Annotated in this window: 12 protein-coding genes and 1 tRNA gene; 7 read left to right on the top strand and 6 right to left on the bottom strand. The window is 41.8% G+C overall.

Annotated features, from left to right (window positions below):
* The first annotated feature begins 210 nt into the window (after positions 1–210).
* Both CZ367_RS06460 and CZ367_RS06455 read left to right on the top strand, forming a co-directional pair.
* Positions 211–1,236, top strand: a complete 1,026-nt coding sequence (locus CZ367_RS06460) for a LacI family DNA-binding transcriptional regulator (RefSeq protein WP_077196116.1) — start codon at positions 211–213, stop codon at positions 1,234–1,236.
* A gap of 115 nt (positions 1,237–1,351) precedes the next feature.
* Positions 1,352–2,683, top strand: a complete 1,332-nt coding sequence (locus tag CZ367_RS06455) for an SLC45 family MFS transporter (RefSeq protein ID WP_077196115.1) — start codon at positions 1,352–1,354, stop codon at positions 2,681–2,683.
* A 42-nt stretch (positions 2,684–2,725) separates the two neighbouring features.
* Here the strand turns inward: CZ367_RS06455 and CZ367_RS14890 are convergent, their stop codons facing one another.
* The gene (locus CZ367_RS14890) at positions 2,726–2,872 is read right to left on the bottom strand and encodes a hypothetical protein (RefSeq protein WP_202613116.1); all 147 of its coding nucleotides are present in this window, start codon (positions 2,870–2,872) and stop codon (positions 2,726–2,728) included.
* Between the two features lie 731 nt (positions 2,873–3,603).
* Positions 3,604–4,329 (bottom strand): DNA repair protein RecO, encoded by a 726-nt coding sequence (gene recO / locus CZ367_RS06445; RefSeq protein ID WP_077196113.1) that lies wholly within the window; start codon positions 4,327–4,329, stop codon positions 3,604–3,606.
* A 112-nt stretch (positions 4,330–4,441) separates the two neighbouring features.
* On the opposite strand from recO, the gene CZ367_RS06440 reads away from it, so the two are divergent.
* From CZ367_RS06440 to CZ367_RS06425, 4 genes are all read left to right on the top strand, one after another.
* Positions 4,442–4,513 (top strand) — tRNA-Glu (locus CZ367_RS06440).
* A gap of 27 nt (positions 4,514–4,540) precedes the next feature.
* Positions 4,541–4,795 (top strand): 30S ribosomal protein S20, encoded by a 255-nt coding sequence (gene rpsT, locus CZ367_RS06435; protein WP_077196112.1) that lies wholly within the window; start codon positions 4,541–4,543, stop codon positions 4,793–4,795.
* Between the two features lie 295 nt (positions 4,796–5,090).
* Positions 5,091–7,061, top strand: coding sequence for a DNA topoisomerase (ATP-hydrolyzing) subunit B (gyrB, locus tag CZ367_RS06430; RefSeq protein WP_077196111.1), 1,971 nt, complete (start codon positions 5,091–5,093; stop codon positions 7,059–7,061).
* A 546-nt stretch (positions 7,062–7,607) separates the two neighbouring features.
* On the top strand, positions 7,608–8,474 hold the full coding sequence (locus tag CZ367_RS06425; protein ID WP_077196110.1) for a helix-turn-helix domain-containing protein: 867 nt from the start codon (positions 7,608–7,610) through the stop codon (positions 8,472–8,474).
* A gap of 238 nt (positions 8,475–8,712) precedes the next feature.
* On the opposite strand, the gene CZ367_RS06420 is transcribed toward CZ367_RS06425, so the two are convergent.
* The 4 genes from CZ367_RS06420 to CZ367_RS06405 all read right to left on the bottom strand — a co-directional run bounded on the left by CZ367_RS06420 (position 8,713) and on the right by CZ367_RS06405 (position 12,476).
* Complete coding sequence (locus CZ367_RS06420; RefSeq protein WP_077196109.1) at positions 8,713–9,315, bottom strand: DUF3109 family protein; 603 nt, start codon at positions 9,313–9,315, stop codon at positions 8,713–8,715.
* A gap of 63 nt (positions 9,316–9,378) precedes the next feature.
* On the bottom strand, positions 9,379–10,041 hold the full coding sequence (ung, locus tag CZ367_RS06415; RefSeq protein ID WP_077196108.1) for a uracil-DNA glycosylase: 663 nt from the start codon (positions 10,039–10,041) through the stop codon (positions 9,379–9,381).
* A gap of 299 nt (positions 10,042–10,340) precedes the next feature.
* Positions 10,341–11,861: a 2,3-bisphosphoglycerate-independent phosphoglycerate mutase gene (gene gpmI / locus CZ367_RS06410; protein ID WP_077196107.1), complete on the bottom strand. Its 1,521-nt coding sequence runs from the start codon at positions 11,859–11,861 to the stop codon at positions 10,341–10,343.
* Positions 11,862–11,990: 129 nt separating this feature from the next.
* Positions 11,991–12,476, bottom strand: a complete 486-nt coding sequence (locus tag CZ367_RS06405) for an energy transducer TonB (RefSeq protein ID WP_161942328.1) — start codon at positions 12,474–12,476, stop codon at positions 11,991–11,993.
* 298 nt (positions 12,477–12,774) lie between these two features.
* Here CZ367_RS06405 and CZ367_RS06400 point away from each other — a divergent pair, with 298 nt between their 5' ends.
* Positions 12,775–13,953: a hypothetical protein gene (locus CZ367_RS06400; RefSeq protein WP_077197385.1), complete on the top strand. Its 1,179-nt coding sequence runs from the start codon at positions 12,775–12,777 to the stop codon at positions 13,951–13,953.
* Positions 13,954–13,994: the final 41 nt, after the last annotated feature.

Raw genomic sequence — 13,994 nt, 5'->3', positions numbered from 1 at the left:
TGGTTAATAGCCAATCAAGGCATATTTGTGGCAAAGATAGGACACTTTGCCCTTAGTTTAGTCTTTTTTTATTTAAAAACAGTTATTAACTTAGACAAACGATTGCACTGTGATAAAATTATTAATTATTTGATACAGGTCAATGTTATTGTAAAATTGTGTATATTTGCCCTATAAAATAGAAAAGATAACTAAAAACAAACATTTGTTATGCAAACAAGCAGAAATTACACAATGAAGGATATAGCCCGCGAACTCGGTGTTTCGGTGGCTACAGTATCACGTGCGCTAAAAGACAGCCCAAGAATTTCTGCTGAAAAGCGTGAAGAAATAAAGCGTTTTGCACGCGAACACAATTACTCACCCAACATTCTTGCAGAAGCGTTGCGCAAAAGTAAAGTGCAACCGCTCAAAGTTATCGGTGTAATTGTACCAAAATTCACTCACTTCTACTTCTCTTCTATCCTTGCTGGTATAGAGGAAGAGGCTTCGGCACGTGGCTACCGACTGATGGTAGCTCAAAGTGACGAACGCTACGAAAAGGAAGTACAGATATGTAAGTCGTTTTATGAGAATAAAGTATGTGGTGTTATCGTATCGCAAGCAAAAGACACGATAAAGTACGACCACTTCCAACAACTCATCAACAAGGGTCTCCCACTCGTCTTCTACGACCGCATTAGCACTGGTGTACACGCAAGCCGTGTGGTGATAGACGATTACATGGGCTCGATGGCTGCCGTTACCCACCTTATTAATAGTGGGTGCAAACGCATAGCCTTCTATGGGGTGTCGCTCAATCTCGAAATAGGAAAGAACAGATACAATGGTTATCTTGACGCATTGCGCAAACACGGCATCGAGCCCGACGAACAACTTATTCGTATGTGTGACAATCGTACAGACGCTGAAGCCATCACGCCCGACTTATTCGACCTGCCCGAACCGCCCGACGCTTTCTTTGCAGTAAACGATGACACTGCAATCGGTATTCTTTACTCGTGCAAACGAATGGGCAAACGTATTCCCGAAGAAGTTTCTATCTGTGGTTTCACCAATGGAGAGCGTGCAACAAGTTGCGACCCTATGCTCACCACCGTAGAGCAACGCGGCATACGAGTAGGCGAAGAGGCTGCCAACATACTTATAGATAAGGTGGAAGGCGCACTGCCAATGGAGTCAGTAGAAAAGCGAATTGTAAGAACAAGACTCATACTCAGAGGAACAACCCGATAAGAAAAGCGCTCTTGCTTACGCTCATCAGACTTGTCCGACCTGTCAGACTCGTCTGCCCCGTCCAATCCCCCCACAAAAACGAAAAGAAAATAAGAAACAAAAAAAATAAAAGATTATGGATAAACAATTAAAAACTCGTCCCGACAAGAGCTTTGGGCAGCTCTGGAACCTTAGCTTTGGATTTTTTGGTGTGCAAATCGCTTACGCATTGCAGAGTGCAAACATATCGCGCATTTTCGCAACATTGGGGGCTGACCCTCACAACTTGAGCTATTTTTGGATTCTCCCTCCACTGATGGGTATCCTTGTTCAACCCATTGTTGGCACGATGTCCGACAAAACGTGGACACGCTTCGGCCGCCGTATTCCTTATCTTTTTGTTGGTGCAGCCGTAGCCGTATTGGTAATGTGCTTATTGCCAAACTCTGGTTCGTTCGGAATGGCGGTTGGTACAACAATGATATTTGGATTGATTGCCTTAATGCTATTAGACACGAGTATCAATATGGCAATGCAACCCTTCAAGATGCTTGTAGGCGACGAGGTGAACGAAAAACAAAAGGGCTTAGCTTACTCTATTCAGAGTTTTCTTTGCAATGCTGGTTCGTTGGTGGGCTATGTTTTCCCCTTCCTCTTTACTTATATAGGTATCAAAAACTCTGCTCCTAACGGTGTTGTCCCCGACTCGGTTATCTACTCGTTCTATGTAGGTGCTGCCTTTCTTATTCTTTGCGTACTCTATACCACGCTCAAGGTAAAGGAAATGCCACCAAAAGAATATGCAGAATATCACAATCTTAGCGAAACCGACAACGAGAGCAACGCCAACTGGATAACACTCTTAAAGAATGCGCCTTCTACTTTCTGGAAAGTGGGCTTGGTACAATTCTTCTCTTGGTTTGCATTTATGTATATGTGGACTTATACCAACGGCACAGTAGCTGCCAATTGCTGGGGCGTAGATATGCTTGCAGCAGACGCCACAGCCACTGCGGGCTATCAGGAAGCAGGCAACTGGGTGGGTATTCTCTTTGCCGTTCAAGCCATAGGTTCTGTGGGTTGGGCAATGGTACTCCCACAAATTGCTAATCGCAAGTTTGCTTATGCGCTCTCATTGGTATTAGGTGGTATTGGCTTTGCTATGACTGTTTTCGTTCACGACCAGTATGTTATGTTCATTCCTTTCCTTCTCATCGGTTGTGCTTGGGCAGCTATCCTTGCTATGCCTTTCACCTTTGTAACCAACGCTTTGGAGGGTTATGGCCATATGGGTGCATACTTAGGACTATTCAACGGCACTATCTGTATTCCTCAAATCATTGCAGCCCTCGTAGGTGGTGTATTGCTCAACGCTGTGGGTTCGATTCAAAGCAATATGATGATTGTGGCTGGTGTGGCGTTAGTAATAGGTGCCTTCGCCGTAGGAATGATAAAGGACAAGAAATAAGTCGTTGTTTCAATGATTTCACACACCATCTACACATTTTAGTCAAGGTTTGTCAGACCTGTCGGACAAGTCGGACTTGTCGGACCTGTCGGACCTGTCGGACGGGTCAGACCTGTCCGACAGGTCCGACAAATCCAACAATATAAGATGAAGCGTGTAAAACAAAATATGTGAAATGTAATAAAACATCTAAACAGGTGTACGAAAAGTGTAAGAGAAAGTTCCTTTTAAAACAGATTTTAATGTGCGCAAGGGTGTGCAGGGGCTCGATTTATCAAGTTCCGCTCCTCACAAGTTGTTAATCGGAACTTGATACGTGTTGATGAGCTTGCGAATAAATCAAGCCCCCTACAAGCCCCCACAAACATTTGAGCATAGCTCCCTTTGACTCCCCTACACGCCCTAATAGATTTATCGCCTATACTTTTCGTTTATTCGGTTTTAAGCAAAGAATGTGTTAAATCAAGGGAGCATAACGCTCGTATTTGCAACCAACAAGGAAGGAGTAAGCAAATACGAGCGTTATGCGTGTGCAATGACAACTCGCTGATTATCTTTACATTACAACAACTTCAACCCTATTGTGCAAAAACAAGGCATACCAAGAGCAGAAACATAGAACTTTTTAAAGGAAGAAAACGAGAAAAAAGCACGTTTTATGGGCAAATGAGGAGATGAAAGTTCAACTTTGAGAAGCTGAAAGTTCAACTTTGGCGTGGTAAAACATATATGTTTGGCAGTATCAAAGTTGAACTTTGACAAGCAGCAGACCGAAGAGTGGAGTTTTAGAACACAAAACAAGACATTTCAAACATTCCTATTTCGTTATTTCAAATGTTAAATCACAAATTTCCACACTTTTGTTTGGCACACTATTTGTACACCTTATTATATTTATAAAAAAGTCCAAGGACGACAAACTATCTAAACACTTCGCGCAGTACATCATAACTCCGAAGTTCGGACATTGTAGGTACGTGCAGGCGATAATAATGCAAAGCAAGGTCGGTGATGCGGTTGCGCTCGTTGTGCGACAGCTTAAAAAGGTGCATCGTTTCGTAATCCATTCGCATCAATTGGTGTACCCTACTTGCATCATCGGGCGAAAGAAAATCGGAATGGAGGGTAGGCACAGGCGTAAATGCTCCTTCGCGCATATCAAAGTAACACCCACGGGTGTAATCGTCAAGGTTGGGATAAAAACCCACAAAGCGGGTAAGGCGCATCATAAACACAAGATGGAAATTGGCATAACCTTCCACAGCCCCGTCCAACCACTGAAAACTATTGCTTATATAATTAAATAAGGTGGGATTGTGCTGTTCGCTCTTCGTAACGTGGTATAAAAACTCTGCAAGGAAGAGCGAAAGCGTAGATTTTACTGCATCGAAAGCAATAGAAGCATAAGGCACAGCAATGCGAACATCCTTAATATGCTGCAACGAACTGCGCTGTCGGTAATCAAACTCAAGGTCTAAAAGCGTTAAAGGTTGGAAATACTGCTTCTTCACCCTACCCTTCGAAGTTTTAGGAATACGCACAAGAAAAGCCACTCTACCCATAGTTTCTGTAAAAACATCCACTATCAAGGAAGCGTCTCCATACTTTATATTATGCAGCACAATGCCCTTTGTTTTTGTTATCATAAGCCTTATACGGGGCAAAATTACAAAAAATGCGCCCAAAACTAAAAAATTTTATAGAAAAATTTGGCACATTCAAAATAATGCTATACCTTTGCACCCGCAATCAAGCAATGGTCTCTTCGTCTATCGGTTAGGACACAAGATTTTCATTCTTGCAAGAGGGGTTCGATTCCCCTAGAGACTACAAACAAAATAAATAGAGAAAGTAAAGATGGCAAATCACAAATCATCACTTAAGAGAATCCGTCAGGACAAAGTGAAGACTTTGCACAATAAGTACTATGCAAAGACTATGCGTAATGCTGTTCGCAAGTTCCGCAATATCGCTGACAAGGAAGAAGCTGTTAAACTGTATCCTACAATACAGAAGATGCTCGACAAGCTTGCTAAGACAAATATTATTCACAAGAATAAGGCAGCAAACTTGAAGTCAGGCCTTTGCAAGCACATTGCAAGCTTAGGTTAATCTTCGACTTCGTCATAGCTAATAAAGAATAATTTAGGTCGCAATCCACAATAGGTTGCGACCTTTGCTATATCTACACTACTCTAAACCACAAAACCCAACCACCAACCCTACTATTTACAACAAAGCGTACAGAGCCTATATTTTAGTGTTTTTTTGATTAGAAATATTGCCATAACTCAATAATATTTTGTATCTTTGCAAGGAGATAGTAACAATTAAGAAATAGCCATACGGGCGCATTTCTGAACTAAAAAGACGCTATCAAAGAAAGAATTACGACAATCAAAAGAAAATGGCAGATATACAACAAAACGAGAACAATTACTCGGCAAGTAATATTCAAGTCCTTGAAGGACTCGAAGCAGTGCGCAAACGCCCTGCAATGTACATTGGCGACATAAGCGAAAAGGGTCTGCACCACCTCATCAACGAAACTGTAGACAACTCGATTGACGAGGCTATGGCAGGCTACTGCAGCCATATAGAGGTAACTATTAACGAGGACAACTCTGTCACCGTAGAAGACGACGGTCGTGGTATTCCTGTTGATATGCACGAAAAACTGCACAAAAGCGCACTCGAAGTTGTAATGACAGTTCTCCACGCTGGTGGTAAGTTTGACAAAGGCTCGTACAAAGTCAGCGGTGGTCTCCACGGTGTGGGTGTAAGCTGTGTAAATGCTCTTTCTTATCACATGACGTCGCAAGTATTCCGCGGTGGTAAAATTTATCAGCAGGAATACGAAAAGGGAAAGCCACTATACGATGTGAAGATTGTAGGCGATACCGACAAGACGGGTACACGCCAACAGTTCTGGCCCGATCCAACCATCTTCACCACTACCGTTTATCAATGGGACATCGTGGCACGCCGTATGCGCGAGTTAGCATTCCTCAACGCAGGGATCAAAATAACCCTTACCGACCTTCGCCCTAACGAAGAAGGAAAAACCAAACAAGAGGTTTTCCACGCAGAAGAGGGATTGAAGGAGTTTGTAAGATACGTAGACCGCCATCGCACCCACTTGTTTGACGATGTTATCTATCTCAAAACAGAGAAGCAAGGCATACCTATCGAGGTGGCTGTGATGTACAACACCGACTACAACGAGAATATCCACTCGTACGTCAACAATATCAACACCATTGAAGGTGGTACACATCTCACTGGTTTCCGTGCAGCGTTGACCCGTACACTCAAGTCGTATGCAGACAACGAACCTTCTATTGCAAAGCAAATAGAGAAGGCTAAGATAGAAATTACAGGTGAAGACTTCCGTGAAGGATTGACAGCCGTTATCTCTATCAAGGTGGCAGAACCACAGTTTGAGGGTCAGACAAAGACCAAACTCGGTAACAGCGAGGTTTCGGGCGCAGTTCAGCAGGCTGTGGGTGAAGCACTTTCGTACTACTTGGAAGAAAATCCTACCGAAGCAAAGCTCATTTGCGATAAAGTTATCCTTGCTGCCACAGCTCGTATTGCTGCACGCAAGGCACGCGAAAGTGTACAGCGCAAGAATGTAATGACAGGTGGTGGCCTGCCTGGAAAACTTGCCGACTGCTCTAACAAAGACCCTAAGGATTGCGAAATATTCCTTGTCGAGGGTGACTCGGCTGGTGGTTCGGCAAAGCAAGGTCGTGACCGTTACACACAAGCTATCTTGCCTTTGCGTGGTAAAATCCTCAACGTAGAGAAGGTACAACGCCATCGTGTATTCGAAGCAGAGTCGGTAATGAATATTATTCAGAGTATCGGTGTGCGCTTTGGTGTGGAAGGCGAGTCTGACTTTGAGGCAAATACTGACAAGCTACGTTACGATAAGATTATCATAATGACCGACGCCGATGTCGATGGTTCGCACATCGACACCCTTATTATGACACTTTTCTATCGTTATATGCCACGTGTTATCGAGGAAGGACACCTCTATATCGCTACTCCACCATTGTACAAGTGTACCTATAAGAAAATTAGCGAATACTGCTACACCGAGCAACAACGCCAACAGTTTATTGACAAATATGCCAATGGCGTGGAAGACGGAAAGACAGTACACACACAGAGATACAAAGGTTTGGGTGAAATGAACCCCGAACAGCTTTGGGAAACAACAATGAACCCTAAGACACGCCTCTTGAAACAAGTAACTATTGAGAATGCAACTACTGCCGATGAAATGTTCTCTATGTTGATGGGAGACGATGTAGAACCTCGTAGAGAGTTCATTGAGCAGAACGCTACCTACGCTAACATTGACGCATAAAGCGTAAAACAACGAAAACAGAAGAGGCTGACAAAGGCACACCTGATAGCTCAACAGCAAGAAGTGAAGCGTTAAGCCTCAACCTCATAAACTATAAAAATCCCCTTTTAGATAAAAAGGGTTTGTAAAGAAGCAACCAAAAAGCTTAGAAAGCGGTATGGGAAGCAACACTTGCAAACTTAAAACATCTAAAAGGGGATTTTTATGCACTGATAATTCAACTGCAAAATGTACCATTTAAAGAGATGAAAGGAAACAGTTCAACTTACAAAATAGAACTTATGCCAACATAATACTAACAAAATGAACCCAGAAAAGGAGATTTAAATATTGGTAATGTAAAGTAAATTTGCAATCTATAAACCAACTTATGCGAAGAAAAAACTAAAATTTGGAATTAAGAAACATTAATCGTTGAAAATAGAATATACCAACGTTATAAAATTGAAAAATATTGTTCTTTAATTCCTTTAGTTATGATTTTCCCATTTTTTTGATTACTTTTGCATTCGAAAAGTTAGCAAATTAACCTATCATTTTTTTATTATGAGAGAATTAAATGTAGACTTGATCAAGCAGGAGTTCCCCAATGGCTTCAACATAGAAAAGGATTGTCTGCTATACGATCAAACAACAGGACTACCAAGTCTGAAGGAAATTTCGCGTATGAGATGCCTAATATTGGCAATATGCACCGAAGGACATATTGAATACACGGTGGATACAGAGAAACAAAGAATTGGCAAAGGCGACCTTATGATAATAAGCGAAGGCCAAGTGATAGGAGATTTCGAAATGTCAGCAGACTGCAAAGGCACTGTTTTGGCACTGTCGAAAGACTTCTTTCAAGAAATAGTAAGCGGCATCAGAGAGCTTTCGGCTCTTTTCTTGTTTGCTCGCTTGCACCCTGTGTTCCACGCCGACGACCGCTTGGTGAAAGAGTTGATAGCTTATGTACAATCGGTTAAAATCAAGATGTTGGACCTTGACCACCAGTTCCGTCGTGAAATGGTGAGCACAATCCTCAAGGTTTTGATTTACGATATGTGCAATGTCATCTACCGTTTGCATAATGTGGAGAAGACTGGAAAGACACGTGCAGAGTCTATTTTTGCCGACTTCATCAAGTTGGTAGAGAAAGAATTCCGCACAGAACGTCGCGTAAGCTGGTATGCAGAACAATTGTGCATCACACCAAAGTACCTTTCAGAAACAATAAAGCACATTAGTAAACGTACACCAAGCGACTGGATAGACTACTACGTAATGCTTGAAATACGTGTAATGCTTAAAAATACAAAGATGAGCATTAAACAAATTGCCGAAGAACTCACCTTCCCTAACCAAAGTTTCTTGGGCAAATACTTCAAAGAACATTATGGAATGAGCCCTTCGCAATACAGAAGAAGCTAAACTTAGACAAAACTATAACAGATTTAAATAACACGACTAATAATGTTAATTTGCTAAACACGTATCAAAAAAAAGATACAGAGCTGAGACACTTCACCAAAAGTAGTCTCAGCTCTTTTTATGTATAATACACAAAAAATGGCTCTATAACGAACTGTGTGGGTAGGTAGCGAATATTTCTCGTCAAAATGTTACCTTTGCAAAATGATTAGTCTAACAACCGATTTGAGTTTAAGAATTACTCCTCCCCTGCAAGCAATTGCGCTGCCACAGCTTCCAATTCTGCATACCACTCTTCACCAAAGCGGCGTATTAGTGGGTCTTTTAAGAATTTATAGATAGGCAAATCCAATTCCTTACCTTTCTTTACGGCATCTTTGCAGATGTCCCAACGATTGTAATTCAAGCCTACAAGGTTGTTAGAAAACTCTTTTACACGAATAGGATATAGCGCACACGAAATGGGTTTCACAAACTTTGTCTTGCCAGCACGATACGAACGTTCCAAACTACATAGACAATAGCCATTCTCATAACAGGTGAAAACGCAGTCTTTGCCGTGCACAATACTTGTAACAAGGTCGCCCTCACGGTCGGTATATACCACACCTTGCTTGTCAATAATGCTTTGTGCCGAAGCTGTAAGGTCGTTCCAAACCACGTCTACCACCTCTTCTATCTCGGCTATTTCCTCCATTTTAACAGGTGCGCCTGCATCTCCTTCCACGCAACAAATGCCTTTACACGCATCAAGGTCGCAACAGAATTTCTCTGTCAGTATATCGGGAGATACCAAAACATTGCCCACCTGAATGATAGGCATCATTTTTTTATTGTCCATTTATCGTTTGTTTACTTGTCGTTTTCTAATGTTTTTGTCGTCCGTTATTGCTTTCTTATACCTTTACCATTCAATAGGCGTAAGTCCGTTTTCGGTAAGATAGGCATTGCAACGTGAGAAATGATGATTGCCAAACCAACCGCCACGATTGGCAGAGAGGGGAGAGGGGTGAACCGACTCTAAGATAAGATGGCGAGAAGCATCAATAAGGTTTTTCTTAGAGCGTGCAAAACCGCCCCACAGCATAAACACCACGTGTTCGTTGTGGTTGCTAATGGCTTTAATGGTAGCATCGGTAAAGTTTGCCCAACCCAATCTTTGGTGACTATTGGCTTGATGGGCACGCACGGTAAGGGTAGCATTGAGCAACAAAACACCTTGGTTAGCCCAATGGGTAAGGTCGCCCGACTGCGGAACAGGTAATCCTAAGTCTTGCTGAATTTCCTTATAGATATTCTGAAGCGATGGCGGAAGCGCAACATTCTCAGGTACAGAGAAGCTCAAGCCCATAGCTTGGCCATCGTCGTGATAAGGGTCTTGCCCAAGGATTACCACCTTGACATTGTCAATAGGACAAAGGTTGTAAGCATTGAAAATAAGTCGCCCAGGTGGGAAGCACTTTCCTTGCTTATATTCTGTGCGTACTTGGTCGGTCAGCTGTAAGAAGTAAGGCTTCTCAAACTCGTCCTTTAATACTTCCTTCCACGATTTTTCGATGTTTACCATAGTATTTTTTCTCTTGCTTTAACCCAAATCGCTCGTTAGACTTCTTCGAAATTTGCGAGCTTATTTTGAGCTATTTTTGGTTGTTTTTGAAGACGTTTAGCGAGCTAAACAACTGAAAAAACAAACGAAAAAAGCCAAAATAAGGTGCAAAGACGAAGAAAAGCATAACAGCTAAACGCTTTAAAAAGCCTTTGCGGGCTAATGACCGATTTGGGTTTAATACCTTTTACAAGTCAATAAAACAAAAAATAGCCCTATCGTCCCATAATGGACAATAGGGCAAAATGCTTATCTCTTAATTATTTATCTTCTATCAAGTTCTCGCCTGTCATTGCTTCAGGTTGCGCTAAGCCCATAATATGGAGAATAGAAGGTGCAACGTCAGCCAAACGACCTGGCTTAACACGTGCCGAATTGTTGTCTGTAACGTAGATGAAAGGTACAGGGTTCAACGAGTGAGCTGTGTTTGGCGAACCGTCTTCGTTCAATGCGTTGTCAGCATTACCGTGGTCGGCAATGATGATAGCTTCATAGTCGTTAGCCTTTGCAGCCTCGATAACGTCTTTCACACAATTGTCGACAGCGTGTACAGCCTTAGCTATGGCGTTCATAACACCTGTATGACCTACCATATCACCATTTGCAAAGTTTACAACGATAAAGTCGTACTTGCTTTCATTGATAGCTGCTACCAACTTATCTTTCACCTCGTAAGCACTCATTTCAGGCTTGAGGTCGTAAGTAGCTACCTTTGGCGATGCTACAAGTATGCGGTCTTCGCCCTCGTATGGTTCTTCACGACCACCATTAAAGAAGAATGTAACGTGTGCATACTTCTCTGTTTCGGCAGTGTGGAGCTGCTTCTTACCCATCTGACTAAGATATTCGCCCAATGTGTTGGTAACGTTTTCTTTAGGGAAGAGAATGTGAACGTTCTTAAAGTTTGCATCGTAAGGGGTCATACAGTAGTATTGCAAATCCTTAATGGTCTTCATTCCCTGTTCAGGCATATCCTGTTGAGAGAGTACCTGTGTAAGTTCTTTAGCACGGTCGTTGCGGAAGTTGAAGAAGATAACTACATCACCTTCGCCAATAGTACCATTCACGTTGGCATTGGTGATAGGCTTGATAAATTCATCGGTTACTTCTTCGGCATAGCTTTCTTCCACTGCTTTCACCATATCGGTAGCCTTCTTGCCCTTAGCTTCTACCAAGAGGTCGTAAGCTTCTTTCACTCTGTCCCAACGCTTGTCTCTATCCATTGCATAGAAACGTCCGATGATAGAAGCAATGTGTGCATCGTTAGCATCGCAAACAGCTTGTATCTCCTTTATAAAGCCCGCTCCGCTCCTTGGGTCGGTATCGCGTCCGTCCATAAAACAATGAACATACACGTCCTTCAAACCATATTCCTTACCTATTTCGATAAGTTTTGAGAGGTGAACCAACGATGAGTGTACGCCTCCATTCGAGGTCAAACCCATCAAGTGAACCTTCTTACCTGTTTTCTGTGCATAGCTGTAAGCGTTAACTACTTCTTCATTCTTAAGAATATCGCCACTCTCACAAGCCTTATTTATTTTTACTAAATCCTGATAAACCACACGTCCAGCACCAATGTTGAGGTGTCCCACCTCCGAGTTACCCATCTGTCCGTCAGGCAAACCAACGTTTTCACCCGATGCTTCCAAATAAGAGTGTGCTGAAACTGCATTTAAATAATCTAAGTAAGGTGTAGGTGTATTGAAAATCACATCTCCCTTACCGTGTTTTCCGAGACCCCATCCATCGAGAATCATCAGAAGAGCTTTCTTTGCCATAATATCTTTCCTTAATTTATACCTATTTTATAACGCTACAAAGTTACTCAAAAAAAGTGAGAATAGACAAATAAAAATTCCAAAAGTAAACTTACACTTCTCTCCTATCACGCTGACAAACAAAATAACTTACTGCAAACGAAAAGTAACAGGAACAGTGTACCACACACGGCGACCCTTACAACCATCGCGCCATTGCCATTTGGGCATCAATTTCAGTACTCTAATCGCCTCACGATCCAAAGATGGGTCGACAGAACGCACTACCTGAAAATTGGAACACGAACCATCGGCACTTATCAAGAACTTTACAATCACTCTACCTTGTATGGCGCTCTCCGAACAAATGACTGGATACTGCAAATTGTCGGCAATAAACTTCATCAAGTTTCCACGGAAAGTGGGCATACAGTCATTATCTGCCCATACTTCGTCCGAGTCAGAGGAGAAAGAAAAAGAGGGTTCTACAAACAGCTTTTGTTCTTTGTCCTGTTTTTGGGTAACTTTTGATTCCGATTTGCTTGACTTGGCACTATTCCCCTTTATATCTGATTGTGCAGAAGATGTACCAATAAATACAAGCAACAGAAATACAATGCTAAATAGATGTTTCATAACCATATATTATTTAAAAGTTTAACTTCAAAAAGAAAGTCGTGCCAAAGCTTAAATGCAATCACTCTGCCACGACTTTATGAAATGCAGATGAAAAACATTGCAACTTATTGTCGATGCAAAGATAAGAAGAGAACTTGAGAAGTGCAATAGACACAATTGAATTGACACAAACCAAACTCTTAATTCACTATATTTCAAACTGTTAAGAATATCCCTTTCACAACTTTGACACAAAGGTTATTTGGATAAACAACAAAAAATAAATAACTTTGTAGACAAGTTACAAAGAAAAAAGATGAAACAATCAAACATCATCATTACATTTATTATATGCGCATTGTGCATAGCGTGCAACCAAAGACAAGTGCCCAAATATCCTGCAACAGCAGAAGGCATAACGCAAATGAGAATAGATAGTGCGGCATACTACCTATCGCATCATAACACACGTAGGGCAATGATACAACTAAAGGCAGCAGAAAAGCATTTGCCAAACGTACGAACAGACTCGATAAAGTTTAATACATACCTCAAAATAGCCCATCTCAACGCTCAAAATGGTGCGTACAAGGTGGCAACAGACTATTACAAAAAGGCTGAAAAATATGCTAACGACACAAAGCGCAACCATCATTTGGCAGACATCTACCTTGGTAGAGCTTTTGTTTATGCACAAACCAAGCAGTGGAAGTTGGCTACACAGACCATAGCAAAGGCAGAGAAACTACGCCCACGCATAAGAAAAGACCAAGAAAAACAGATAGCCGAACTGAAAGAAAGGATAGGTAAACGACAAATGATTGCGGTTTCATCGGACAAAGATGCCGAAATCGTACACATACAAGACCGATACGAAACCACCTTAGCGCAGCGCAATATGTTAGAACAACGACTATATTTCTCGTATGCTATCATCGGTCTTTTGCTACTTGCAGCAGGAATAATAGCGTGGTTTAAACGGTACATACGCAAACAAGAGGCACACTACAATCAACAACTAATGGAGATAGAAGCCAACATCTGCCAAACGCTGAACGAAAAGAATACCACAATAGACGAAATGAAAAGGGCTATAGACGAACGTATTGCAGAGATAGAGAAGCTGAAAAATCGAAATATAACAAAGCCAAACAATACAAAAAGCATCGATTCCATCGAGAATATAAAGATTGGAATTGATGCTTTGTGTATCTTAAAGAAGGGAGAAAACATATCGCAAATGGGACGCAAGGAACAGCAAGCCATAATGGCGGTGATGTACAACCTTGACTACGAGTTTGCGTGCTTTCTAAACAATCCTCGTTTCGCACTCACACCTAAAGAAACTTTCTTTTGTGTTATGGAGCGTGAAGGGCGAAACGACGATGAAAAGGCTGAAATGTTCTGCTGCTCTAATCAAGCTATCCGCTCAATAAAGAGCAGACTGAGCAAGAAGGGTATTAATACATTCTCAACTATAGATGATAAGATATAGCCGAAATGTGTTATTTGAAAACTTCTAAACTATTTTCAGAT

This window comes from Prevotella ihumii, from assembly GCF_900155655.1.
GTDB lineage: Bacteria > Bacteroidota > Bacteroidia > Bacteroidales > Bacteroidaceae > Prevotella > Prevotella ihumii.
The sequence above is the reverse complement of the archived record's forward strand: the minus strand, read 5'-3'. Positions and strand labels throughout refer to the sequence as shown.